The sequence below is a fragment of the Streptomyces sp. P13-3-3 genome (genome assembly GCF_050571355.1).
Classification (GTDB): Bacteria; Actinomycetota; Actinomycetes; order Streptomycetales; family Streptomycetaceae; genus Streptomyces; species Streptomyces althioticus.
Map to the genome: position 1 here is coordinate 3,023,534 of NZ_CP192228.1, position 22,620 is coordinate 3,046,153.

Here is a 22,620-nt window from a genome sequence, read left to right on the forward strand (position 1 = left end):
CGCGTCGTAGGGATCGGGATCAGGGAGCGGGGACCGGTACGTGCAGCCACAAGGCGGACGAGGGAGCCGACGGGGCGAGGAGCCCCGACACCCGGGGACGGTCGGCGCCACGGTCGTGGCCCGCACCCCGCAGAGCGGCGCCCCGCAGAGCGGCGCCGCCCCGAAGACCCCGCCCCCGGGCCCCGGCGCCCGCCGCAACGGCACCGCCTCCCGGCCGGAGCGGCGTGAGGGCGGGCGGCACGGACGTCCGCCCGCCCGGCCCGCGCCCGGCCTGCCGGAGTCGCCCATACGGTCCCAGCTGCTCCGGCTCGCCGTGCTGCCGCCCGTCGCGGTGGCCCTGAGCGCCTGCGCCGCCGTGCTGTTCACCGTCCGCTCCAGCGGAATGCGCCCGAACGGCGCGCTGTGGGCGGTGCTCTGCGGCGCCACCGCCGTGGCCCTCGCCGGCATCGTCATCGCCGCCGTGGCCGCCGAGCGCGCGGCCCGCGCCGTGCACGACCGCGTGGGCGTCCTGCGCCGCAGCACGGCACGGCGCGCGGCCGACCTGCGCGCCCTCGTCGAGGCGCTGCGCAACGGCGAGCCGCCGCCGCCGCGCGGCCGGCGCACCGAACGCGGCGGCGACGGCGACGAGTTCGACCAGCTCGCCGGCGACCTCGCCCGCGCCCACGACGGCGCGGTCACCGCCGTGGTGCAGGCGGCGCAGCTCTCCAGCCAGGCGGGCAGCGAACAGAAGCTCGAGGTGTTCGTCAACCTCGCCCGGCGGCTGCAGTCCCTCGTCCACCGCGAGATCTCCATCCTCGACGAGCTGGAGAACGAGATGGAGGACCCCGACCTGCTCAAGGGGCTCTTCCACGTCGACCACCTCGCCACCCGCATCCGCCGCCACGCGGAGAACCTCGCCGTGCTCGGCGGGGCCGTCTCACGACGGCAGTGGAGCAACCCGGTACCCATGACCGAGGTGCTGCGCTCCGCGATCGCCGAGGTCGAGCAGTACTCGCGGGTCAAGCTCGTGCCGCCGGTCGACGGCACCCTGCGCGGACACGCGGTCGCCGACGTCATCCACCTGCTCGCCGAACTCGTCGAGAACGCGACCGTGTTCTCCGCCCCCCACACCCAAGTGCTGCTGCGGGCGAACCTGGTCACCTCCGGACTGGCCGTCGAGGTCGAGGACCGCGGCCTCGGGATGCCCGTCGGCGAGCAGGACCGGATGAACGCGCTGCTCGCCGACCCCGACCAGGTGCACGTCGCCAGCCTGCTGGCCGACGGCCGGATCGGCCTGTTCGTCGTCTCCCAGCTCGCCCGGCGGCACGGCATCCACGTCCGGCTGCAGTCCAACATCTACGGCGGCGTGCAGGCCGTGCTGGTGGTGCCGCAGTCCTTGCTCGGCGGGGAACCGGCCGCCGTGACGGGGGCGCCGGGGACGACCGCGGTGCTGCCCCCGGCGGACGGCGGCACGGCACCGACGGGGCGTCACATCCCGGCACTGACCGGCCCGGTGGACACCCGTCCGGACACGCAGCCCCAGGCCCTGGTGACGGACGCCCACACGGAGGAGAACACCACCCCCGCGTCCCCCCTCACCCCCGCCGCCCACCCCGGCCGGACCCCGGCCGCGTCCCCCGGCAACGGTGCCGTCCCCCCGCCGCTGCCCCTGCGCGGAGCCCGCACCACCCGCCCCACCCCCGCCGAGGCCGTACCCGGCGTCCACCACACCGCGCCGCACCCCGGGGGGACCGCGCCCGACGGACCCACCGCGCCGGGCGGGCAGGGCGGACCCGCCACGGCCGGGGAGGCGCCCACCCCGCTCGTCCCTCGCACGACCCCGGCGCGCGGCACCATGGGCAGACCCCAACTGCCCCGCCGCCGCGCCCAGGAGCACATCGCGCCTCAGCTGCGCGACGGGCCCGCGCCCCGCCAGGACAGCGAGCACGTCGCCGGCCACGACCCCCAGCTGATGGCCGCCTTCCAACGGGGCATCAGCCTCGCGGAGTCCCAGCCGGAGTCCCCCGCGCCCGCGCGGCCGGCCGTCCCCGCACCCCGAACCGACCACACGGCCCGGCACGACGGGAGCACGTCCGCCGGATGACCACCCCCAGCCCCAGCGCTCCCGCAGACCTTCGTACCCCAAGGAGTCGATCCACCATGGCGAGCGATGCGCCGACCGCCCAGGTATCCGACCTCGACTGGCTGATGAGCGGCCTCGTGCAACGCGTACCGCACACCCGGAGCGCCGTCCTGCTGTCCTGCGACGGACTGGTGAAGTCCGTCCACGGCCTCGACCCGGACGCCGCCGACCACATGGCCGCCCTCGCCTCCGGCCTGTACTCCCTCGGCCGTAGCGCCGGCGTCCGCTTCGGCGACGGCGGCGACGTCCGGCAGGTCGTCGTCGAGCTCGACTCGACGCTGCTGTTCGTCACCACCGCCGGCTCCGGCACCTGCCTCGCCGTGATGGCCGGCCGCGAGGCCGACGCGGCGGTCCTCGGCTACGAGATGGCGATGCTGGTCAAGTCCGTACGGCCGTACCTGATGACCGCTCCTCGGCAGCAGGGCGTCGAGCCCCCGGCGATGAGGCCTTGAGCGTGCAGGCGGCCGGTGACGGGCCGTGGCTCGACGACGCGGCCGGCCGGCTGGTGCGCCCCTTCACGGTCAGCAACGGACGGACCCGGCCGACCGTCGCCCTCGACCTGATGTCGCAGGTGCGGGCCACCGGCGCCACCCCGCTCGGCTACCTCGGCCCCGAGCACGCGCAGGCCCTCGACCTGTGCCGCGCCCCCGTCCCGGTCGCCGAGGTCGCCGCCCATCTCGGGCTGCCGGTGGCCGTCACCAAGGTGCTGCTGGCGGACCTCGTCGACTGCGGGGCGCTGACCGACAAACCCCCCGTGTTCCACCACAACCCGACGGACCGGGCCCTTCTGGAGGCAGTGCTCGATGGACTACGACGACAGCTCTGACCGGGTCGACGGCGCCGGGCACGGCGACGACCTGTTCCCGACCGCCCTCAAGATCCTGGTGGCGGGCGGGTTCGGGGTGGGCAAGACCACCTTCGTGGGCGCCGTCAGCGAGATCGCGCCGCTCAGCACGGAGGAACTGCTCACCACCGTCAGCGCCGCCACCGACAACCTCGACGGCATCGAGAACAAGGTCGAGACGACCGTGGCCATGGACTTCGGCCGCATCACCCTCGACGCCGAACACGTGCTGTACCTGTTCGGCACGCCAGGCCAGGAACGCTTCTGGTTCATGTGGGACGAGCTGTGCGAGGGGGCCCTCGGCGCGGTGATCCTCGCCGACACCCGGCGACTGGAGGAGTGCTTCGCGGCGGTCGACTTCTTCGAGCAGCGCGGCCTCGCGTTCGTCGTCGCCGTCAACGAGTTCGACGGCGCCTTCCGCTACGACCCCGGGGAGGTACGGGCCGCCCTCGACCTCCCGGACGAGGTGCCCGTCGTCTGCTGCGACGCCCGTATCTCCAGCTCCGGCGTGAAGACCCTGCTGACCCTCGTCCGCCACCTCCTCGCCCACACCCCCGCCACCCCCACGGGGTACGGCGCCCCGCTGTGATCCCCGCACACCGTCACGGAGCCCGTCCATGAACCACGCCCACGTCCCGGGAGCCCGCCCATGAGCTACGACCCGCCCCGCCCGGCCGGTCGACTGCTGCTCACCCCGGAGGACCGGCAGGCGCCGGAGCGCACCCGCAAGCTGCGCCGGATGGGACTCGGGGAGCATCCCGATCCCGAGCTGGACGCCTTCGCCCGCGGCCTCGCCGAGCTCACCGGGGCACCGTACGCCGTGGTCAACCTCCCCGGCGAGCACGGGCAGTTCTTCGCGGGTCTGCACACCCCGGGCGTCGCCCCCGTCCTCCGCAGCGACGGCACCGGCGCCCTGCTCGGCCGGGCGCTGCCCCGCGACCACGGCTTCTGTCCCCATGTCATCGCCCGGGGCAGGGCGCTGGTGCTGGAGGACGTGAGCGACTACCCGCGGTTCGCGGGCAACGCGGTGGTGGACGAGTTCGGCGTCCGCTCCTACATGGGCGCGCCGCTCACCGACCGCACCGGCATGGTGCTCGGCACCGTCGCGGTCAGCGACGTACGGCCCCGCGGCTGGGGGCAGCCCGGCCTCGCCGCCATCAAGGCGCAGGCCGCCGAACTCGTCGTACGGCTGGAACGCCGGGAGGGCGACGGGCTGCCGCTGTGAGGCGAGGCGCGCTCCCAGGCCCGGACGGGTGACGCGTGAAGCAAAGCTGTGGCCGCGCTTAAGAAATCCTCGATGGACCGGTGAGGGTGGTGTACGGCAGATTGCAGTCGATTCCACTCCTCTTCCCGGACCGGGCCGCCTCGGCATGCCCGCACCCGGGACTCACCGTCAGGAGCCGTAGCGTTGAAGGCGCTGGTCAAGGAGAAGGCGGAGCCCGGGCTGTGGCTCATGGACGTCCCGGAGCCCGCCGTCGGACCCGGCGACGTGCTGATCAAGGTGCTGCGCACCGGTATCTGCGGCACCGACCTGCACATCCGGAACTGGGACGGCTGGGCCCAGCAGACGATCGACACCCCGCTGGTCCTCGGACACGAGTTCGTCGGTGAGGTCGTGGAGACCGGCCGGGACGTCCCCGACGACATCAAGCCCGGCGACCGGGTCAGCGGCGAGGGCCACCTGGTGTGCGGCAAGTGCCGCAACTGCCTGGCCGGCCGCCGCCACCTGTGCCGCGCCACGGTCGGCCTCGGCGTCGGGCGCGACGGCGCGTTCGCCGAGTACGTCGTGCTCCCCGCCACGAACGTCTGGGTGCACCGCGTCCCCGTCGACCTCGACGTCGCCGCGATCTTCGACCCGTTCGGCAACGCCGTGCACACCGCGCTGTCCTTCCCGCTCGTCGGCGAGGACGTCCTGATCACCGGCGCCGGACCGATCGGCCTGATGGCCGCCGCCGTGGCCCGCCACGCCGGCGCGCGCAACGTCGTCATCACCGACGTCAGCGAGGAGCGCCTGGAGCTCGCCCGCAAGATCGGCGCGACCCTGGCGCTGAACGTCGCCGAGTCGACGATCGCCGACGGGCAGCACACCCTCGGCCTGCGCGAGGGCTTCGACATCGGCCTGGAGATGTCCGGCCGTCCCGAGGCGATGCGCGACATGATCGCCAACATGACGCACGGCGGCCGCATCGCCATGCTCGGCCTGCCCGCCGAGGAGTTCCCGGTCGACTGGGCCCGCGTCGTCACCTCGATGATCACCATCAAGGGCATCTACGGCCGCGAGATGTTCGAGACCTGGTACGCCATGTCGGTGCTCCTCGAGGGCGGTCTCGACCTCGCCCCCGTGATCACCGGCCGCTACTCCCACCGCGACTTCGAGGCCGCCTTCGAGGACGCCGCCGGCGGCAAGGGCGGCAAGGTCATCCTCGACTGGACCGCGTAAGTCATCTGCCTTCCAAGGAGCTTTGAGATGTTCGACTCCGTGCGCGACGACCTGCGCGCCACCCTCGACGAGATCCGCGCCGCCGGCCTGCACAAGCCCGAGCGCGTCATCGGCACCCCGCAGTCCGCGACCGTGAACGTCACCGCCGGCGGCCGCCCCGGCGAGGTCCTCAACTTCTGCGCCAACAACTACCTCGGCCTCGCCGACCACCCCGAGGTGATCGCCGCCGCCCACGAGGCCCTGGACCGCTGGGGCTACGGCATGGCGTCCGTCCGCTTCATCTGCGGCACCCAGGAGGTGCACAAGGAGCTCGAGGCGCGGCTGTCGGCGTTCCTCGGCCAGGAGGACACGATCCTCTACTCCTCCTGCTTCGACGCCAACGGCGGCGTCTTCGAGACGCTGCTCGGCCCGGAGGACGCGGTCATCTCCGACGCGCTGAACCACGCGTCGATCATCGACGGCATCCGGCTCTCCAAGGCCCGCCGCTTCCGCTACGCCAACCGTGACATGGCCGACCTGGAGCGCCAGCTGAAGGAGGCCGCCGAGGGCGGCGCCCGCCGGAAACTCATCGTCACGGACGGCGTCTTCTCCATGGACGGCTACGTCGCCCCGCTCGACGAGATCTGCGACCTCGCCGACCGGCACGGCGCGATGGTCATGGTCGACGACTCGCACGCCGTCGGCTTCGTCGGTCCCGGCGGGCGCGGCACCCCCGAGCTGCACGGCGTGATGGACCGCGTCGACATCATCACCGGCACGCTCGGCAAGGCCCTCGGCGGCGCCTCCGGCGGCTACGTCGCCGCCCGCGCCGAGATCGTCGCCCTGCTGCGCCAGCGCTCCCGCCCGTACCTGTTCTCCAACACGCTCGCCCCGGTCATCGCCGCCGCCTCCCTGAAGGTCCTGGACCTCCTGGAGTCCGCCGACGACCTGCGCGTCCGCCTGGCCGAGAACACCGCCCTGTTCCGCCGCCGGATGACCGAGGAGGGCTTCGACATCCTCCCCGGCGACCACGCCATCGCCCCCGTGATGATCGGCGACGCCTCACGTGCCGGCCGCATGGCGGAGCTGCTGCTGGAGCGCGGGGTGTACGTGATCGGGTTCTCCTACCCGGTCGTGCCGCAGGGCCAGGCCCGCATCCGCGTGCAGCTCTCGGCCGCGCACTCCACGGACGACGTCAACCGCGCCGTCGACGCGTTCGTCGCGGCCCGTGCGGAGCTCGACGGCTGACCGTCGCGCACCGCGGCATTTGAGACAATCGGTCGCATGATCGAAGCGCGGCGGCTCCACATCCTCCGTGCGGTGGCGGACCACCGCACGGTCACCGCGGCGGCCGCCGCGCTGTACCTCACCCCCTCGGCCGTCTCCCAGCAGCTCACCGCCCTGGAGCAGGAGACCGGCCACCGCCTGGTCGAGCGCGGCGCCAAGGGCGTACGGCTCACCCCGGCCGGGGAGATCCTGCTCAGCCACACCCACGCGGTCCTCGCCCAGCTGGAGCGCGCCGAGGCCGAGCTGGCCGCGTACGGGGCGGGGGAGGCCGGCACCGTCACGGTCGCCGCCTTCGCCACCGGCATCGCGCAGGTCGTCGCGCCCGCGGTGGCCCGGCTTGCCGCCTCCGCGCCCGGCATCCGCATCCGCGTGCAGGACGCCGAGGGCGACGCGAGCCTGCCGATGGTCCTGGACCGGCAGGTCGACGTCGCCGTGGCGGTCGAGTACCGCGGGGCGCCGTCCGCCGACGACCCGCGCCTGACCCACGTCCCGCTCTACGCCGAGCCGTTCGACGCGGTCGTCCCGGTCACCCACCGCCTGGCCGACGGGTCCGAGGTGCCGCTCGCCGAGCTGGCCAAGGACCCCTGGATCGGCCCGTACCCCGGCAACCCCTGCCATGACGTGGTGGTGCTGGCCTGCGAGAACGCCGGGTTCCAGCCGCGGCTCGAACACTCCTCGGACGACTTCCGCGCGGTCGTCGCCCTCGCCTCCGCCGACGTGGGCGTGGCTCTCGTGCCCCGGTCGGCGCTGCGCGGCATGGACCTCGCGGGCGTGGTCGTCCGCCCGGTCGACGGGGTCGCGCCCACGCGCCGGGTGTTCGCCGCCGTACGCCGCGGCGCCGAGAGCCACCCGCTGATCCGCCCGGTCCTCGACGCCCTCCGCGCCGCCGCCGAGGACACCTGAGAGGCCCTCGCCGGACGAAGGCGACACGCGAGTCGCGGGTGGACCGCCGCTGTCAGGCTTCCGGCTTCGGGTCGGGCCGGCGGTCCGGGGCGTATCTGGCGAGCATGGTCCGGACGGCCTCGTCGACGGCGTCGGTGATGTCGGAGGCCGCGGGGTTCCAGTCGGTCAGCAGCATGCGCGGCCACAGGACGTAGTTGGCGATCATGCCGAGGAACTGGTTCGCGGCGCTCTCGGCGTCCGGGACCTCGGCGTTGCCCGCCTCGTGCTCGGCTTCCAGGTACTGCTGGACGGACGTGAAGTAGGGCAGTTTGCCGAGCTGGAACTGCATCCGTCCCAGTTCGGGGAAACGAGGCAGCTCGGCGATGACGATCCGGAACAGGGCGGCCATGCCGGGCCGCCCGACCAGGTCGGCGTAGCGGCGGCCGATGGCGGTCAGTCCGGAGCGCAGGTCTCCTGTCCGCGGCCGCGCGGCGTCGTCGTCGGCGTCACGCTGCCAGGACTCGGCGACGATGGCCTCGAAGAGTGCCGCCTTGGTCGGGAACTGCTTGAACAGCGTGGACTTCGAGACCCCGGCCGCTTCGGCGATCCGGGCCAGCGAGGTGCCGTCGTAGCCACGGTCCAGGAACAGTTCCGTGGCCGCGGTGATGATCGCCTCGCGCTTGCGCTGAGCGAGTCTGCGGTGGTGTGCGGAGAGCTCTGCTGCCATGCGGACAGTATGCCTTAGCTCCGAGGCGAGTCACTTGACTCGCCTCGTTCTCCCTGCTTACGGTGGGAGATGAAGGCGAGTCGAGTGACTCGCATCGCATCCGCGACGCCGGGTGATCCGGTGGCCGCGCGGCGAAAGGACCCTTCATGACGAGCGACAAGATCGCCTTGGTGACCGGTGCGAGTCGCGGCCTCGGGCGCGCCACGGCCGTCGCCCTGGCCGCGCGCGGCGCGCGAGTTCTGCTCACCCACCGCGGAGACACGGCCGGGGCCGAGGAGACCGCGGAACAGGTGCGGGCGGCGGGTGGAACCGCCGCTGTGCTCCGGCTCGACATCGGCGACGTCTCCTCCTTCCCGTCCTTCACCTCAGCACTGGGTGAGCAGTTGGAGCGCTGGGGTGCCTCGCGGTTCGACATCCTGGTCAACAATGCCGGGGTGGGGATCTTCGGACCGCTGGAGGGTGTCACGGCCGACGACTTCGACACGGTGATGGGCACCAACGTCCGGGGCACGTTCTTCCTCACCCAGGCGCTCGTGCCGCTGCTGGCCCAGGGAGGCCACGTCATCAACGTCTCGACGTCGCTGACCCGCCACACCAGCCCCGCCACCTCGGTCTACTCCGCCTCGAAGGCCGCCGTCGAAGCCCTGAGCCGCACCCTCGCCGCAGAGCTCGGCCCGCGCGGCATCCGGGTCAACTCCGTCGCCCCGGGGCCGACCGCCACGGACTTCAACGGCGGGGCGATGCGGGACGACGCCGGGATGCGCCAGGTCCTGGCCGGGCAGACCGCGCTCGGCCGCGTCGGCGAACCCGAGGAGATCGGCGACGCCATCGCCACCCTGGCCTCCGACAGCCTGCGCTGGGTCACCGCCCAGCGGATCGAGGTCTCCGGCGGCGCCCTCCTCTGAGGTCTTCCGGAGCCGTTCACATTCGGGATATGGTCCCGGATATGAAACAGGAGCAAGGGCTCGTCCACGATCCCGTCGACGTCCGGCTCGGTGCGCGTCTGTCCGAACTCCGGGCCGAACACGGCTGGTCCTTGGGGGAGTTGGCGGAGCGCAGCGGCGTCAGCCGGTCCACGCTGTCCCGCGCCGAGCGGGCCGAGACCAGCCCCACCGCCTCCCTGCTGAACCGCCTCTGCGCCGTCTACGGCCGCACCATGTCCCAGCTGCTCAGCGAGATCGAGGCGGAGCCCGCGCCGGTGGTGCGCGCCGCCGACCAGCCCGTGTGGCAGGACAGGGCGTCCGGCTTCGTCCGCCGCTCCGTGTCCCCGCCGCACGCCGGACTGCGCGGCGAACTCGTCGAGGGCCGCCTCACCGCCGGCGCGGACATCCCCTACGACCGGCCGCCCGTCCCCGGCCTGGAACAGCACATCTGGGTACTCGAAGGCGCCCTCGCCGTCACCGTCGGCGACACCGAGCACCTCGTGGGCGAGGGCGACTGCCTCCGGCTGCGCGTCTGGGGCCCCACCCGCTTCCGGTGCCCCGGCCCCCAGGACGTCCGTTACGTGCTGGCGGTGGTGCGGCCGTGAACGTCGAACGCCCCGGCGCAGCCCGGCTTCTGGAGATGACCGGCGCGCTGGCCGACCTGCTCGTCGACACCGTGGACGGCGGCGCGTCCGTCGGCTTCCTCGCCCCGCTCGACCACGCGGCCGCCGTCGCCTGGTGGACGGAGCGGTGCGCGGCCGTCGCCTCCGGACGCCTCACGGTGTGGACGGCGTCCGAGGAACCCGGCCGGGTGCTGGGCACCGTGAGCCTCGCCCTGCCCGCCGACAAGCCCAACAGCGCGCACCGCGCGGAACTGGTGAAGCTGATGGTGCACCGCTCGGCACGCGGCAAGGGCCTCGGCCGCCGGCTGCTGGCGGTAGCGGAGCAGGCGGCGGCCGGCGAGGGCATCACCCTGCTGCACCTGGACACCGAGACCGGCAGCCCCGCCGAGCACCTGTACCGCACGTCCGGCTGGACCGAGGTGGGCGCGATCCCGGACTACGCGGCGGACCCGGCCGGCGTGCTGCGGCCGACGACGATCTACTACAAGAGGCCGGCTCCTCCGGGTCTGCGGAAGGGCAACGCCCCCTAGGGGCGCGGGGAACTGCGCGACGGGGGGCCCGAGGGCGGAGCCCCCGAAAAGCGGGAGGGGGCAGGCGCCGAACGGTGACTGTCGGTCCCACCCGCTACCGTGCCGGCCATGCCGGATGCCGAAGACGTACGACGGATCGCCCTGTCCCTCCCGGACACCACGGAGAAGATCGCCTGGAGCATGCCCACGTTCCGGGTCGCGGGGAAGATGTTCGCCACCCTGCCCGAGGACGAGACGTCGATCGCCGTGCGCTGCCCCAAGGAGGAGCGGGACGAACTGGCCCTCGCCGAGCCGGAGAAGTTCTGGATCGCGGACCACGAGGCGCAGTTCGCGTGGGTGCGGGTCCGGCTCGCGGCGCTGGAGGACGAGGGCGAGCTGCGGGACATCCTCGCCGACTCCTGGCGCCAGGCCGCCCCGACCCGGCTGCTCGAATCGCACCCCCGCCTGGGGCTGCCGCCGGAGGGCTGAGGGAGCCGTCGAAGGGCTGACGGAGCCGGGGCCGTCCGGCCCCCTCCCGTTGTCAGTGCCCCGTGGCATGATCCCGATCACGCGTGGCCGCCGGGTCCGGAGGGGGGTCCCGGCGGTCCGCCGCGCGTGCCCCGCCCCGGGTGGTCGGCTCACGCACCGGTGGGCACGGCCCCCGTGGTGAACCGAGTGATCCGCTCGCGCAGCGACCGCGCGTCCAGGCCGTGCGCCGCGACGTGCTCGTCGATCTGGCCGTAGCGGCGCAGCTCCGCCCGGCCCACCCCCAGCCCCAGCACCCGGTGCGGCACGTCGGCCAGCGCGTCGTTCGCCGCGGCCGTCGACGTCCCCGCCAGATACGGCTCCACCAGCACCACGTCCGTCCCCGCCGCCACGGCGGCACGGCGCAGGGCGTCCCCGTCGAAGGGGCGGACCGTGGTGGCGTACAGGACCGTGACGTCCAGGCCCTCGGTCGCCGCGAGCACGGCGTCCAGCATCGGCCCCACCGCGACCACCACCCCCGCGTGCCCCTCCCGGACCGTGAGGAACCGCTGTCCGTCCACGGATCGTCCGGTCGCGTTGGACTGAAGGGAGAGCCGTACGTAGACCTTGTCGTCGCCCGCGGCCACCGCGTGCCGCAGCAGCGTCTCCGCCTCGTCCGGATGCCCGGGTACATGCACCGTCCACCCGTCCAGGGTGTCGAGCAGCGCCACGTCCCCCGGCGCCATGTGGGTGTAGCCGCCGGCGGGCCAGTCGAAGGAGGCGGCGGCGCTCACCAGCACCGCGCCCGCGTCCTGGTGCCCCAGGTCCAGCTTGACCTGCTCGAACGGCCGCTCGACGAGGAAGCTGGCGAAGGTGTGCGCCACGGGCCGCATCCCGGCCAGCGCCATCCCGGACGCCGCGCCGACCAGCAGCTGCTCCCGGATACCGACGTTGACCACCCGGTCCGGGTGACGGCGTTTCGCCTCGGCGAAGCCGTCCGCGCCGATCTCCGCGAGGACCACGGCGACCCGGGGGTCCTCGTCCAGGAGCCGGGTGACGACGGGGGCGAAACGATCACGCATGCTGTCCACGGGAATCGTCCTTCCGATCAGTGATGAGTGATGAGTGAGGTGCCGGGAGGGAGGGGAGGGGCCGCTCACGCGTTCTTCGGCTCGACCCGGGCCACGACGACATGCGGCCTGCCCGGGTGCGGGGCGGTGAACGCGTCGTACAGCGCCTCGTGGTCACGGCCGTCGACCGTGCGGGCGGACCACCCGGCCGCCTCGAACCGCGCGGCGATCCCGCCCGGACGGGCGTACGAGGCCGAGGAGTTGTCGACGACGACCGTGTGCAGCCGGTCCAGGCCGGCGGGTCCGGCGAAGGCGATCGCCTCGTGGTTGCTGCCCTCGTCCAGTTCGGCGTCCCCGATGAGCGTCCACACCGCCGGGTCGTGCCGCCCCTGGGCACGCAGCCCGAGCGCCGTACCCACCGCGATCGGCAGCCCGTGCCCCAGCGACCCGCTGCCGATCTCCACGCCCGGCACGAGCGTCCGGTCCGGGTGATGGCCGAGCGGGGAGTCGTAGGAGCCGAAACCGGGCAGCCGGTCCACCGGCAGGAACCCCTTCGCGGCCAGGACGGCGTAGTACGCCATCGGCCCGTGTCCCTTGGACAGCAGGAACCGGTCCCGTCCCGGGTCGTCGGCGCTGTCCGGGCCGACCCGGAGCACCCGGTCGTACAGGACCCACAGCACGTCCAGCGTGGACGTCGCGGCGGGTCCGTGCTTCTCGTCCCCGGTCATCAGCCCCATCAGACCCGGGAGATCGGAGTATCCGTACGTCTGCGTGCGCTGCTCGGTGATCGTCATGAACCGATCGTGCGACCTCAACCGAACTTGAGGTCAAGTGTCACCCGGACGTGTCGTGCGCGGGATAACGGATGCGCGATCACCGCCTTGAGTGCGGTATGGTTTCCGTGCGCGTTCGGCCGGGGGAATCCCCAGGTCAGACGGGCAACGGGACGTGGCGCAGCTTGGTAGCGCACTTGACTGGGGGTCAAGGGGTCGCAGGTTCAAATCCTGTCGTCCCGACTTTGTGCGAGTCGTGGTTCAGGGCCGGTACCGGAGACATCCGGTACCGGCCCTGACGCATGCCGGCCCCGTCAGGCGGGCGCGCCCAAGGGGGGGTGCTCCAGTACACGGGGCTTGTACTCGACCAGCTGCGTACGGCCGTCGAAGGTGCGGCTCCCGGTCATCTCGAGAGCCACGTCCGGGTAGCCGTCGTAGATGCGCTCCGCGCCCGTGGCCCCGGTGATCACCGGGAACATCACCACCCGGAAACGGTCGACGAGGCCGGCCCGCAGCAGGGACCGGGACAGGCTGAGGCTGCCGATGGTGCTGAGGATCCCCGACCCGCTCTCCTTCAGGGCGCGGACGGTCTCCACGGCGTCGTCGCGGACGAGCGTGCAGTTCGCCCACTTCAGCGGCTCCTCCAGGGAGGAGGAGAACACCACCTTGGGAGCCTGCGTGAGCTCGTCGACGGACTCCTTCTCCTCGTCCCTGAACTCGTCCTGGCCGGCCGGGACGTCGCCCGCGGCGAAGCCGGACATCAGACGGTAGGTGTTCGCTCCCATCAGATAGGTGACCTCGGGCTGCTCCCCGAGCCAGGCGAGGTACTCCGGGCCTTCGAGGCCCCAGAACCCGGGCCACCCCTCTCCCGACGCGTAGCCGTCCAGGGAGGTGATGAAGTCGACGAGAAGCTCCGACATGGCGTTGTCCTTTCCTGAGGTGTCACGAGTGCGGACCGGTCGGAGACCGGGAACTCATCGGTCCGAACGCGATAAGAATCGTCCGCGTATGTCCTTGATGTCTCTTTCGTAACTATCTAACGTTCCCGCGGAGACACCGGCGCGGGTTCCGACGCCCGAGCCGCCGTCCCGGAAGCGAGGTGCGGAGCGATTGCACGCGAGATGCGGACGTCACAGAAGGCCGCGGCGCGCGCGGGCGCTGCTCGCCCTGACCGTGCTCGCCTCGACGCTCGCCGCCTGTGGCGGTGACGACGAGAGCTCCCGCCCCACCCTCAACTGGTACAACTTCCCCGACGACTCCGGCGCGCTCCAGGAGGCCGCCGACCGGTGCAGCCGGGAGTCCGGGGGGCGTTACCGCATCGTCTACAACAAGCTGCCCCGCGCGGCCGACGGCCAACGGCAGCAGATGGTGCGCCGCCTCGCCGCCGAGGACGACTCCCTCGACATCCTGGGTCTGGACGTCACCTGGGCCGCCGAGTTCGCCGAGGCCCGGTGGATCAAGGAGTGGACCGGCGAGAACAAGCGCCGGGCCACCGAGGGCACCCTCGACGTGCCGATCCAGACCGCGACCTGGAAGGGCAAGCTCTACGCCGTCCCGTACAACACCAACGTCCAGCTGCTCTGGTACCGCAAGGACCTCGTCCCGAAGCCGCCCACGACCTGGGCCGAGATGCTGGACATGTCCCGCGACCTGGCCCGGCAGGGCAAACCGCACTACGCCGAGATCCAGGGCGCCCAGTACGAGGGCCTCACCGTCTGGTTCAACTCCCTGATCAACAGCGCCGGCGGCACCATCCTCAACCCGAGCGCCACCGAGCCCTCCCTCGGCCCGCCCGCCGTGAAGGCGGCCTCGATCATGCGGGACCTCGCCCGCTCCCCGGCCGCCGACCCCTCCCTGCCCAACCAGATGGAGGACCAGAACCGGCTCGCCATGGAGTCGGGGGTAGCCGCCTTCGAGATCAACTACCCGTTCGTCTATCCGTCGATGAAGAGCAACAACCCGACGCTCTTCAAGAACTTCCGCTGGGCGGTCTACCCCCGCGTGGACGCCGACCGCCCCTCGCGCCCCACCATCGGCGGCATCGACCTCGCCGTCAGCGCCTACTCCCGCCACCCCGACCTGGCCTTCGACGCGGCCCTGTGCCTGCGCGACCGGGAGAACCAGCTCAACGCGGCGCTCAAGGGCGGGCTCCCGCCCACCTTGCGCGCCCTCTACGACGAGCCGGAGTTCATGAAGGAGTACCCCTTCTCCAAGGAGGTCCTGACCTCCCTGGAGTCGGCGAGCGTACGGCCGCTCACCCCCGCCTACCAGAACGTGTCGATCGCCGTCTCGCACACCCTGTCCCCGCCCTCCGACATCCGGCCGGAGAGCGACGTCTCCACCATCAGGGAGCAGATCGACGAGGCCCTGCGATCCGAGGGTGTGATCCCGTGAGCACCATGGCAGAGCCGGCGAAGGACGAAGCGAAGGACAAGAAGGCCCTGTCGGCGGGCGCCCGGCAGGAACGGCGGCTCGGCTGGCTGCTGTGCGCGCCCGCCGTGATCGTCATGGTCGCCGTCACCGCCTACCCCATCTGCTACGCGGTCTACCTGTCCCTCCAGCGCTACGACCTGCGCTTCCCCGACCGCGCCGAGTTCACCGGACTCAGCAACTACGGCGCCGTGCTGACCTCGCCGTTCTGGTGGGACGCCTTCTGGGTGACGCTGTTCCTCACCGTGGTGTCCGTGGCCATCGAACTGGTCCTCGGCATGGGCCTCGCCCTGGTCATGCACCGCACGCTCTTCGCACGCGGCACGGTCCGCACCGCCGTCCTCATCCCGTACGGCATCGTCACCGTCGTCGCCGCCTTCTCCTGGCAGTACGCCTGGACCCCCGAACTCGGCTATCTCGCCGGGCTGCTGCCCAGCGGGGACGCCCCGCTCACCGAGCAGTGGCCCGCCCTGTGGCTGATCATCCTGGCCGAGGTGTGGAAGACGACCCCCTTCATGGCGCTGCTGCTGCTCGCCGGCCTCGCCCTGGTCCCCGAGGAGACGCTGAGAGCCGCGATGGTCGACGGAGCCACCCCCTGGCAGCGGTTCACCAAGGTGATGCTGCCCCTGATGAAACCGGCGATCCTGGTCGCCCTGCTCTTCCGCACCCTGGACGCCTTCCGCATCTTCGACAACATCTACGTCCTCACGGCGGGCGCCCACGGCACCGGCTCCCTGTCCATCCTCGGCTACGACAACCTGTTCACCGCGCTGAACCTGGGCATCGGGTCGGCGATCTCGGTCCTGATCTTCATCTGCGTCGGGATCATCGCCTTCACCTTCGTCAAGCTGTTCGGCGCCGCCGCACCGGGCGCGGAGGTGAAGCGCTGATGGCCGCCGCAGGCAGGTCGCACGCGACGCGATGGGGCGTCGTCAACGTCGTGGTGGTGCTGTACGCCCTGTTCCCGGTGTGGTGGATCGTCGCCCTGTCCTTCAAGGCGCCCAGCACCCTCACCGACGGCAGCTACATCCCCACCGACTGGACCTGGGAGAACTACAAGGGGATCTTCCAGACCTCCGAGTTCACCCGGGCCCTGATCAACTCGATCGGCATCGCCCTCATCGCCACGGTGATCGCCGTCATCCTCGGCACCATGGCCGCCTACGCGGTCGCCCGGCTGCGCTTCCCCGGCAAGCAGGTGCTCATCGGGATGTCGCTGCTGATCGCGATGTTCCCGCCGATCTCCCTGGTGTCCCCGCTGTTCAACATCGAGCGGAGCATCGGCATCTTCGACACCTGGCCCGGACTGATCATCCCGTACATGACCTTCTCGCTGCCGCTGGCGATCTACACCCTGTCGGCGTTCTTCCGGGAGATCCCCTGGGACCTGGAGAAGGCCGCCAAGGTGGACGGAGCGACGCCCGCACAGGCGTTCCGGCTGGTCATCGTGCCGCTCGCCGCGCCGGGCGTGTTCACCACCGCCATCCTCGTGTTCATCTTCTGCTGGAACGACTTCCTCTTCGCGATCTCGCTGACCTCCACCGAGTCCGCGCGCACGGTGCCCGCCGCGATCGCGTTCTTCACCGGCAGCTCGCAGTTCCAGCAGCCCACCGGATCGATCGCCGCGGCCGCCGTGGTGATCACCGTCCCGATCATCATCTTCGTCCTGCTCTTCCAGCGGCGGATCGTCGCCGGCCTGACCTCCGGCGCGGTCAAGGGATGAGCCCGAAGGCAAGGAGGCAGCACCCATGGCCGAGATCGTCCTCGAGGGAGTCACCAAGCGCTATCCCGACGGATCCCTCGCCGTACGGGACGTGAACCTCGAGATCGCCGACGGCGAGTTCGTGATCCTGGTCGGCCCGTCCGGGTGCGGCAAGTCGACCACCCTGAACATGATCGCGGGCCTGGAGGACATCACCGAGGGCACCCTGCGCATCGGCGGACAGGTCGTCAACGACCTCGCGCCCAAGGAGCGCGACGTCGCCATGGTGTTCCAGAGCTACGCCCTCTACCCGCACATGAGCGTGCGGGAGAACATGGGCTTCCCGCTGCGGCTCGCCAAGGTCGACAAGGCGACCATCGACCAGAAGGTGGAGGAGGCCGCCCGGGTGCTCGACCTCGTCGAGTTCCTGGACCGCAAGCCGGCCAACCTCTCGGGCGGCCAGCGCCAGCGTGTCGCGATGGGACGGGCCATCGTCCGCAACCCCAAGGCGTTCCTCATGGACGAACCCCTGTCCAACCTGGACGCCAAGCTCCGCGTGCAGATGCGCACCCAGATCTCCCGCATCCAGCGCCGCCTGGGCACCACCACGGTGTACGTCACCCACGACCAGACCGAGGCCATGACCCTCGGCGACCGGGTCGTCGTGATGCGCCAGGGCCTGGTCCAGCAGGTCGGCACCCCCGCCGAGCTGTACGACATGCCGCGCAACCTGTTCGTCGCCGGGTTCATCGGCTCCCCCTCGATGAACTTCGTCCAGGCGTCCCTGACCCCGGACACCCTGCGCACCCCGCTCGGCGACCTGCCGCTGGACGACCGCATGCGCCGCGAGCTGGAGCGGCGGGACGCGCCCCGCGAGGTCATCGTGGGCCTGCGGCCCGAGGCGTTCGAGGACGCGAGCCTGGCCCGCGACACCGCAGGCCCGACCGTCACCGTCACCGTGGAGGTGCTGGAGTCGCTGGGCTCCGACGCCTACGTCTACTTCACCGCCGAGGGCGGCCCGGTGAGCACCGCCGAACTGGACGAGCTGGCCACGGACTCGGGTCTGGCCGACACCGGCGCCGGAGGGGACCAGCAGATCGTGGCGAGGCTCGACGCGGCGACCCGCGCCCGGGAGGGACAGCCGATCGAGCTCCGCGTGGACCTCTCCAAGGCGCACGTCTTCGACCCGAAGAACGGCACCAACCTCACCCACCCGGAGAGCTGAACACCCCCGGAGACGCATCGCGCCGTCCGGACCGCCCCGCGGGGAGGTCCGGACGGCGTCACGCGTCAGATCACGCAGCCCGCGTGCGCCAGCGCCTGCTTCAGCAGCACCCCGTGCCCGCCCGGCATCTCGCTCTGCACCGCCCGCGACACGGCCTCCTGCGGGGTGAACCACACCAGGTCCAGCGCGTCCTGCCGGGGCCGGCAGTCACCGGTCACCGGAACGATGTACGCCAGCGACACCGCGTGCTGCCGGGGGTCGTGGAACGGGGTGATCCCCTGGGTCGGGAAGTACTCCGCGACCGTGAACGGCTGCAACGACGCCGGGACCCGGGGGAGCGCCACCGGGCCGAGGTCCTTCTCCAGATGACGCAGCAGCGCGTCCCGCACCCGCTCGTGGTGCAGCACCCGGCCGGAGACCAGGGTCCGGCTGACCGTCCCGTCGGGCCCGATACGCAGCAGCAGACCGACGCTGGTGACCTCACCACTGTCGTCCACACGCACGGGAACGGCCTCGACGTACAGGATCGGCATCTGGGCGCGTGCCTGCTCCAGGTCGTCGGAGGACAGCCAGCCCGGCGTGGTCTCGGTCATGTCAGACATTGCTTGATCATACTTTCGGGGGTCAGGGCTTCACGGCCACCGCGCCGTACTGGGGCACCACCAGATCGGCGCCGGGTTCGGCGCGCCACTGGGAGCAGGAGACCAGACCGGGCTCCACCAGCTCCAGTCCGTCAAAGAACGCGGTGATGTCCGCGGCGCCGCGGGCGGTGATCGGGGGAGTGGCGTTCGCGTTCCAGAACTCCATCGCCGGCACCTGGAGTTCCCCGCCCACCTCGGGGTCGAACGTGGGGTGGGTGAGCACCAGGAAGCTGCCGGAGGGCACCTCGGCCATGACACGGCGCACGATCTCCCGTGCCTTCTCCGTGTCCAGCACGAAGTTGAGGATGCCGAGCAGCATCACCGCGACCGGCTTCGAGAAGTCCAGCGTCGCCGACGCCTGTTCCACGATGGCGCCCGGGTCGTGGACGTCGGCGTCGATGTAGTCGGTGGCGCCCTCGGACGTGCCGGTCAGCAGGGTCCGGGCGTGCACGAGGACGATCGGGTCGTTGTCGACGTAGACGATCCGCGCGTCCGGCGCGATGCGCTGCGCGATCTCGTGGGTGTTGTCCGCCGTCGGCAGGCCCGTGCCGATGTCGAGGAACTGCCGCACCCCTCGCTCACGTGTCAGATACGCGACCGCGCGGCCCAGGAAGTCCCGGTCCGCGCGGGCGATGTCCCGGATGACCGGGATGATCGACGCGACGTGGTCCCCGACCTGCTGGTCGACCTCGTAGTTGTCCTTGCCGCCGATCCAGTAGTTCCACACGCGCGCGTTGTGCGCCACACCGGTGTTCAGCCTCGCCGAGCCGCTCGTCGGGGTGTGGCTCTCACTCAACGGTCTCTCCCTTTCCTCGCCCGCGTCCTGCCCGTACGGGCCGACCCGGCCATTGTGCATCGCGGTGATCACCATGTCCCGGGAACGGAACGGGCCGCCCCGTGAACCGGGGCGGCCCGCAAGGAGACTGAGCGACGGTCAGCGCGACTCCGCTCGGCGCAGGGTGTCCTCGGCGACGTCCTTGTCGAGCGCCGCGCGCACCAGCGCCGAGGACAGCACGGCCGGTTCCGTCCGGCCCGCGAGGCCGAGCAGCCGGTCCGGGTCCTCCGGCAGCCCGAGCCGCCGGGCGCCCTGCAGCGCCTTGGCGTCCACCAGCGGGGCCGCCTCCGGCCACACCGCCTGCGCCTCGCGCAGGAAGATGCCCGCGCCGGACGGGCCGATGCCGGGGAACTCCTGGAGCAGCCGCCTCAGTTCACCGGCGTCGCCGTCGGCCTCCGCGCGCAGCCGGCGCAGGTCTCCGCCCCAGCGGTCCAGCAACAGCTCGGCCGCCTCGCCGAGTTGGGTGGCGGTGCGCTCGTCGTAGCGCCGGTAGCCGCCCCGGCCGAGGGCGTCGACCCGCTCCTGCCACGACGCGTCCGCCATCCGGCGCGGGTCGCGCAGCCCCGCCTCGTGCAGGGCACGGGCCGTGGCCACGGCGACCGAGCCGCGGATGCGCGCGCTGAGCAGATGGGCCAGCACCAGCAGCCGGTACAACGGCTGCGGCGTGTTCCGCAGGGCGATGCCCGCCTCGTGCGCGTACGTCTCGCCGTGCGCGTCGACGAGGACGCGCACCACGGCCCGTTCGCCGTCGCGGCCGGCCACGGTCACCCCTTGAGCGGGTCGTGGCCCAGCGTCATCAGACGGTGGCGACGGGCGGTGTCGCCGGCCAGCGGCTCGTTCTCCGGGTCCGTCTCGTCCTGGACGGCGTCCACGACCTCCTCCATCACGCGCAGGTCGTCCTCGGTGAGGTCGGTGCGGCGCTTCTGGAGGATGGCCAGGACATGCTGTCCCGTGTCGCTGCCCGCCCGGTCCGGCAGCGGTTCCGTCGTCTCGCCGGCGTCGCCGACCCGCAGCCATGCGGCCAGCTCCGCCGACGTCATGTTCACCGCGCGGTGGAAGTCCTCCCACAGCGCGTCCATCTCGAGGGCGTCGGTCATCGTGTGCCCCTTCGTCCGCGTACGTCGTGCGTCCGGGGTCCTCAGGACTCCCGGGGGTGGTTCTCCGCCTCGAACATCCAGCGCTGCTTCTCCAGGTCGGCGGTGATGGAGATCAGCAGGTCCTGCGTGACCAGGTCGGCCTTCTCGGTGGCGTCGATGCGCTCGCGCAGCCGCGCGATCGCCGCGCCGAGGGCGTCGGTCATCACCTCGACGGCCTCCGAGTCGCGCAGCCAGCCTTCCGCGGGCGCCGGCAGGGAGAAGACCTTGGCGATCGTCTCCGGGCGGCCGTCCGGCGGCACGCCGATGGCCGCGGCGCGCTCCGCCACCGTGTCGGCGTGCGTGCGGGCGGCCGAGACGACCTCGTCCAGCTGCAGGTGCACGGAGCGGAACCGCGGCCCCACGACGTTCCAGTGCGCCTGCTTGCCGATCAGGGACAGTCCGAGCAGGTCGATCAGGGTCTCCTGGAGGGCCTCGCTGGAAACGCGGCGGGCCTCGTCCGGAAGCGTGCTCCTCACGACGGTCATGAAGTGGTGTTCCTCCCAGTTGATGCGCTCGTGGCGCGAGGGCGGGGACCCGCGGGACGACGTCCGCGCGGGCCGCGCTCCGCGACCACTCCGTGAACGCGCGGGTGCCCCCGGCCCACCGGGACAAACCCGGCCGGCGGTACGGCGGGACCGGCCGTGACCTCCAGGATCTTCCCCGGGAGGGGCCGGGCGGTCTATAGTCCGAAACTAGCGGTGCTAATTAAGTGAGCCGCCGATCGGCAGCCCGGCCGTCGGCCTCCGGATCAGGAGTTTGCGTTGCGACCCGTCCACTTCGCGGCCGCCCGCCGCACCCCCATCGGCAAACTGCGCGGAGCCCTCTCGGGCGTACGGCCCGACGACCTCGCCGCCGCGGTGATCCGCGGCCTGGTCGCCGACGTGCCCGCGCTGGACCCGGCCCGCGTCGACGACGTCTACTGGGGCGCCGCCAACCAGGCGGGCGAGGACAACCGCAACGTCGCCCGCATGGCCGCCCTGCTCGCCGGCCTCCCCGAGACCGTCCCCGGCGCCACCGTCAACCGCCTCTGCGCCTCCGGCCTGGAGGCCGTCACCACCGCCGCCCGCACCATCGCGGCCGGCGAGGCCGACATCGTCGTCGCCGGCGGCTCGGAGTCCATGAGCCGCGCGCCCTTCGTGCTGCCCCGCCCCGACGAGGCGCTCCCGCACCGCATGGAGACCTACGACACGCGGCTCGGCTGGCGGCTGGTCAACCCGGCGATGAAGGACCTGCACGGCCTGCTGGCGATGGGCGAGACCGCGGAGGAGGTCGCCGGACGGTACGGCATCTCGCGCGAACGGCAGGACGAGTTCGCCCTGCGCAGCCACCGGCGCGCCGCCGACGCCCGCAAGAACGGCCACTTCGACGACGAACTGCTGCCGGTGACCCGCCCGGACGGCGTGGTCGTCGACGCCGACGAGTGCGTCCGCGAGGACACCTCCCTGGAGAAGCTGGGCCGGCTGAAGCCCGTGTTCCGCGCGGGCGGCTCGGTCACCGCGGGCAACGCCTCCCCGATGAACGACGGCGCCGCCGGGCTGATCCTGGTCAGCGAGGAGGCGCTCGACGACCTGGGCCTGGAGTCGCTCGGCCGCTACGTCGCCGGCGGCTCGGCGGGTGTCCACCCGGACGTCATGGGCATCGGCCCCGTCCCCGCCACCCGCAAGGTCCTCGCCCGCGCCGGCTGGGACGTCGGGGACGTCCAGGAGGCCGAGTTCAACGAGGCGTTCGCCGCGCAGGCGCTGGCCTGCGTCGACCAGCTCGGCATCGACCCGGAGCGGGTGAACCGGGACGGCGGCGCCATCGCCCTCGGCCACCCGCTGGGCTGCTCCGGCGCCCGCATCCTCACCACCCTGCTGCACCGCATGCGCCGCACCGGCGCCGAACGGGGCCTCGCCACCATGTGCGTGGGGGTGGGGCAGGGCAGCGCGGTCCTGGTCGAACGCCACTGACGGACGGCCGCCGCGGCGGCCGTCCGGGCGGTCACCAGGTGGGACGCGGCTTACCGGC

26 protein-coding genes and 1 tRNA gene are annotated in these 22,620 nt (G+C 72.3%); 18 read left to right on the top strand and 9 right to left on the bottom strand.

Annotation, left to right across the window (positions count from 1 at the left end; all coding sequences use genetic code 11):
* The first annotated feature begins 115 nt into the window (after nt 1–115).
* From ACQZOG_RS13755 to ACQZOG_RS13790, 8 genes are all read left to right on the top strand, one after another.
* Nucleotides 116–2,083, top strand: coding sequence for an ATP-binding protein (locus ACQZOG_RS13755; protein ID WP_430741529.1), 1,968 nt, complete (start codon nt 116–118; stop codon nt 2,081–2,083).
* 56 nt (nt 2,084–2,139) lie between these two features.
* Nucleotides 2,140–2,574, top strand: coding sequence for a roadblock/LC7 domain-containing protein (locus ACQZOG_RS13760; RefSeq protein WP_019522568.1), 435 nt, complete (start codon nt 2,140–2,142; stop codon nt 2,572–2,574).
* 2 nt (nt 2,575–2,576) lie between these two features.
* On the top strand, nt 2,577–2,948 hold the full coding sequence (locus tag ACQZOG_RS13765) for a DUF742 domain-containing protein (protein WP_033277262.1): 372 nt from the start codon (nt 2,577–2,579) through the stop codon (nt 2,946–2,948).
* Nucleotides 2,926–3,555, top strand: a complete 630-nt coding sequence (locus ACQZOG_RS13770; protein ID WP_058917444.1) for a GTP-binding protein — start codon at nt 2,926–2,928, stop codon at nt 3,553–3,555. The genes ACQZOG_RS13765 and ACQZOG_RS13770 overlap by 23 nt, the downstream gene beginning before the upstream one ends.
* A 60-nt stretch (nt 3,556–3,615) precedes the next feature.
* A complete protein-coding gene (locus ACQZOG_RS13775) occupies nt 3,616–4,191 on the top strand; it encodes a GAF domain-containing protein (RefSeq protein ID WP_033277264.1) in 576 nt (191 codons plus the stop codon).
* Between the two features lie 183 nt (nt 4,192–4,374).
* Nucleotides 4,375–5,406, top strand: a complete 1,032-nt coding sequence (gene tdh, locus ACQZOG_RS13780; RefSeq protein ID WP_024883727.1) for an L-threonine 3-dehydrogenase — start codon at nt 4,375–4,377, stop codon at nt 5,404–5,406.
* A gap of 27 nt (nt 5,407–5,433) precedes the next feature.
* Complete coding sequence (locus ACQZOG_RS13785) at nt 5,434–6,633, top strand: glycine C-acetyltransferase (protein ID WP_033277265.1); 1,200 nt, start codon at nt 5,434–5,436, stop codon at nt 6,631–6,633.
* A gap of 36 nt (nt 6,634–6,669) precedes the next feature.
* Nucleotides 6,670–7,575 carry a LysR family transcriptional regulator gene (locus ACQZOG_RS13790; RefSeq protein WP_037642912.1) on the top strand — a complete coding sequence of 302 codons (906 nt, stop codon included), beginning with the start codon at nt 6,670–6,672 and terminating at the stop codon, nt 7,573–7,575.
* A gap of 52 nt (nt 7,576–7,627) precedes the next feature.
* On the opposite strand, the gene ACQZOG_RS13795 is transcribed toward ACQZOG_RS13790, so the two are convergent.
* On the bottom strand, nt 7,628–8,281 hold the full coding sequence (locus ACQZOG_RS13795; RefSeq protein ID WP_037642913.1) for a TetR/AcrR family transcriptional regulator: 654 nt from the start codon (nt 8,279–8,281) through the stop codon (nt 7,628–7,630).
* Nucleotides 8,282–8,427: 146 nt separating this feature from the next.
* On the opposite strand from ACQZOG_RS13795, the gene ACQZOG_RS13800 reads away from it, so the two are divergent.
* From ACQZOG_RS13800 to ACQZOG_RS13815, 4 genes are all read left to right on the top strand, one after another.
* A complete protein-coding gene (locus ACQZOG_RS13800) occupies nt 8,428–9,186 on the top strand; it encodes an SDR family NAD(P)-dependent oxidoreductase (protein ID WP_359597080.1) in 759 nt (252 codons plus the stop codon).
* Nucleotides 9,187–9,227: 41 nt separating this feature from the next.
* The gene (locus ACQZOG_RS13805) at nt 9,228–9,809 is read left to right on the top strand and encodes a helix-turn-helix domain-containing protein (RefSeq protein ID WP_058917445.1); all 582 of its coding nucleotides are present in this window, start codon (nt 9,228–9,230) and stop codon (nt 9,807–9,809) included.
* A 35-nt stretch (nt 9,810–9,844) separates the two neighbouring features.
* Complete coding sequence (locus tag ACQZOG_RS13810) at nt 9,845–10,357, top strand: GNAT family N-acetyltransferase (protein WP_051724642.1); 513 nt, start codon at nt 9,845–9,847, stop codon at nt 10,355–10,357.
* A 108-nt stretch (nt 10,358–10,465) separates the two neighbouring features.
* Nucleotides 10,466–10,825 carry an MmcQ/YjbR family DNA-binding protein gene (locus ACQZOG_RS13815; protein ID WP_033277271.1) on the top strand — a complete coding sequence of 120 codons (360 nt, stop codon included), beginning with the start codon at nt 10,466–10,468 and terminating at the stop codon, nt 10,823–10,825.
* Between the two features lie 149 nt (nt 10,826–10,974).
* On the opposite strand, the gene ACQZOG_RS13820 is transcribed toward ACQZOG_RS13815, so the two are convergent.
* Nucleotides 10,975–11,892, bottom strand: a complete 918-nt coding sequence (locus ACQZOG_RS13820; RefSeq protein ID WP_359672472.1) for a transketolase family protein — start codon at nt 11,890–11,892, stop codon at nt 10,975–10,977.
* A gap of 65 nt (nt 11,893–11,957) precedes the next feature.
* Nucleotides 11,958–12,665, bottom strand: a complete 708-nt coding sequence (locus ACQZOG_RS13825; protein ID WP_033277273.1) for a transketolase — start codon at nt 12,663–12,665, stop codon at nt 11,958–11,960.
* A gap of 148 nt (nt 12,666–12,813) precedes the next feature.
* Between ACQZOG_RS13825 and ACQZOG_RS13830 the strand changes: the two genes are divergently transcribed.
* Nucleotides 12,814–12,887 (top strand) — tRNA-Pro (locus tag ACQZOG_RS13830).
* Between the two features lie 71 nt (nt 12,888–12,958).
* On the opposite strand, the gene ACQZOG_RS13835 is transcribed toward ACQZOG_RS13830, so the two are convergent.
* Nucleotides 12,959–13,564, bottom strand: coding sequence for a dihydrofolate reductase family protein (locus ACQZOG_RS13835; protein ID WP_033277274.1), 606 nt, complete (start codon nt 13,562–13,564; stop codon nt 12,959–12,961).
* A gap of 253 nt (nt 13,565–13,817) precedes the next feature.
* On the opposite strand from ACQZOG_RS13835, the gene ACQZOG_RS13840 reads away from it, so the two are divergent.
* Genes ACQZOG_RS13840 through ACQZOG_RS13855 form a run of 4 tightly spaced genes read left to right on the top strand, consistent with a single transcriptional unit; the run spans nt 13,818 to nt 18,001 of the window.
* Entirely contained in the window at nt 13,818–15,038 is a 1,221-nt protein-coding gene (locus ACQZOG_RS13840) for an ABC transporter substrate-binding protein (protein WP_033277275.1), read from the top strand.
* The gene (locus ACQZOG_RS13845) at nt 15,035–15,964 is read left to right on the top strand and encodes a carbohydrate ABC transporter permease (RefSeq protein ID WP_033277276.1); all 930 of its coding nucleotides are present in this window, start codon (nt 15,035–15,037) and stop codon (nt 15,962–15,964) included. The genes ACQZOG_RS13840 and ACQZOG_RS13845 overlap by 4 nt, the downstream gene beginning before the upstream one ends.
* On the top strand, nt 15,964–16,797 hold the full coding sequence (locus tag ACQZOG_RS13850) for a carbohydrate ABC transporter permease (RefSeq protein WP_033277277.1): 834 nt from the start codon (nt 15,964–15,966) through the stop codon (nt 16,795–16,797). The genes ACQZOG_RS13845 and ACQZOG_RS13850 overlap by 1 nt, the downstream gene beginning before the upstream one ends.
* 25 nt (nt 16,798–16,822) lie before the next feature.
* A complete protein-coding gene (locus ACQZOG_RS13855) occupies nt 16,823–18,001 on the top strand; it encodes an ABC transporter ATP-binding protein (protein WP_037642921.1) in 1,179 nt (392 codons plus the stop codon).
* A gap of 65 nt (nt 18,002–18,066) precedes the next feature.
* Here the strand turns inward: ACQZOG_RS13855 and ACQZOG_RS13860 are convergent, their stop codons facing one another.
* The 5 genes from ACQZOG_RS13860 to ACQZOG_RS13880 all read right to left on the bottom strand — a co-directional run bounded on the left by ACQZOG_RS13860 (nt 18,067) and on the right by ACQZOG_RS13880 (nt 21,098).
* The gene (locus ACQZOG_RS13860; protein ID WP_006130344.1) at nt 18,067–18,594 is read right to left on the bottom strand and encodes an NUDIX hydrolase family protein; all 528 of its coding nucleotides are present in this window, start codon (nt 18,592–18,594) and stop codon (nt 18,067–18,069) included.
* Nucleotides 18,595–18,625: 31 nt separating this feature from the next.
* Complete coding sequence (locus ACQZOG_RS13865) at nt 18,626–19,438, bottom strand: SAM-dependent methyltransferase (RefSeq protein ID WP_037644293.1); 813 nt, start codon at nt 19,436–19,438, stop codon at nt 18,626–18,628.
* 138 nt (nt 19,439–19,576) lie between these two features.
* Entirely contained in the window at nt 19,577–20,239 is a 663-nt protein-coding gene (locus tag ACQZOG_RS13870; protein ID WP_033277306.1) for an endonuclease, read from the bottom strand.
* Nucleotides 20,240–20,241: 2 nt separating this feature from the next.
* Nucleotides 20,242–20,574 (bottom strand): DUF3140 domain-containing protein, encoded by a 333-nt coding sequence (locus tag ACQZOG_RS13875; RefSeq protein WP_033277279.1) that lies wholly within the window; start codon nt 20,572–20,574, stop codon nt 20,242–20,244.
* 41 nt (nt 20,575–20,615) lie between these two features.
* The gene (locus ACQZOG_RS13880) at nt 20,616–21,098 is read right to left on the bottom strand and encodes a Dps family protein (RefSeq protein WP_033277280.1); all 483 of its coding nucleotides are present in this window, start codon (nt 21,096–21,098) and stop codon (nt 20,616–20,618) included.
* A 276-nt stretch (nt 21,099–21,374) separates the two neighbouring features.
* Between ACQZOG_RS13880 and ACQZOG_RS13885 the strand changes: the two genes are divergently transcribed.
* Nucleotides 21,375–22,562 (top strand): thiolase family protein, encoded by a 1,188-nt coding sequence (locus tag ACQZOG_RS13885; protein WP_033277281.1) that lies wholly within the window; start codon nt 21,375–21,377, stop codon nt 22,560–22,562.
* Nucleotides 22,563–22,620: the final 58 nt, after the last annotated feature.

What these genes read in the sequence shown, in the direction of transcription:
- ACQZOG_RS13760 (WP_019522568.1), top strand. Translation starts at nt 2,140, where the DNA reads ATGGCGAGCGATGCGCCGACCGCCCAGGTATCCGACCTCGACTGGCTG.
- ACQZOG_RS13770 (WP_058917444.1), top strand. Translation starts at nt 2,926, where the DNA reads ATGGACTACGACGACAGCTCTGACCGGGTCGACGGCGCCGGGCACGGC.
- ACQZOG_RS13775 (WP_033277264.1), top strand. Translation starts at nt 3,616, where the DNA reads ATGAGCTACGACCCGCCCCGCCCGGCCGGTCGACTGCTGCTCACCCCG.
- ACQZOG_RS13785 (WP_033277265.1), top strand. Translation starts at nt 5,434, where the DNA reads ATGTTCGACTCCGTGCGCGACGACCTGCGCGCCACCCTCGACGAGATC.
- ACQZOG_RS13790 (WP_037642912.1), top strand. Translation starts at nt 6,670, where the DNA reads ATGATCGAAGCGCGGCGGCTCCACATCCTCCGTGCGGTGGCGGACCAC.
- ACQZOG_RS13795 (WP_037642913.1), bottom strand. Translation starts at nt 8,281, where the DNA reads ATGGCAGCAGAGCTCTCCGCACACCACCGCAGACTCGCTCAGCGCAAG.
- ACQZOG_RS13800 (WP_359597080.1), top strand. Translation starts at nt 8,428, where the DNA reads ATGACGAGCGACAAGATCGCCTTGGTGACCGGTGCGAGTCGCGGCCTC.
- ACQZOG_RS13805 (WP_058917445.1), top strand. Translation starts at nt 9,228, where the DNA reads ATGAAACAGGAGCAAGGGCTCGTCCACGATCCCGTCGACGTCCGGCTC.
- ACQZOG_RS13810 (WP_051724642.1), top strand. Translation starts at nt 9,845, where the DNA reads ATGACCGGCGCGCTGGCCGACCTGCTCGTCGACACCGTGGACGGCGGC.
- ACQZOG_RS13815 (WP_033277271.1), top strand. Translation starts at nt 10,466, where the DNA reads ATGCCGGATGCCGAAGACGTACGACGGATCGCCCTGTCCCTCCCGGAC.
- ACQZOG_RS13825 (WP_033277273.1), bottom strand. Translation starts at nt 12,665, where the DNA reads ATGACGATCACCGAGCAGCGCACGCAGACGTACGGATACTCCGATCTC.
- ACQZOG_RS13835 (WP_033277274.1), bottom strand. Translation starts at nt 13,564, where the DNA reads ATGTCGGAGCTTCTCGTCGACTTCATCACCTCCCTGGACGGCTACGCG.
- ACQZOG_RS13850 (WP_033277277.1), top strand. Translation starts at nt 15,964, where the DNA reads ATGGCCGCCGCAGGCAGGTCGCACGCGACGCGATGGGGCGTCGTCAAC.
- ACQZOG_RS13855 (WP_037642921.1), top strand. Translation starts at nt 16,823, where the DNA reads ATGGCCGAGATCGTCCTCGAGGGAGTCACCAAGCGCTATCCCGACGGA.
- ACQZOG_RS13860 (WP_006130344.1), bottom strand. Translation starts at nt 18,594, where the DNA reads ATGACCGAGACCACGCCGGGCTGGCTGTCCTCCGACGACCTGGAGCAG.
- ACQZOG_RS13875 (WP_033277279.1), bottom strand. Translation starts at nt 20,574, where the DNA reads ATGACCGACGCCCTCGAGATGGACGCGCTGTGGGAGGACTTCCACCGC.
- ACQZOG_RS13880 (WP_033277280.1), bottom strand. Translation starts at nt 21,098, where the DNA reads ATGACCGTCGTGAGGAGCACGCTTCCGGACGAGGCCCGCCGCGTTTCC.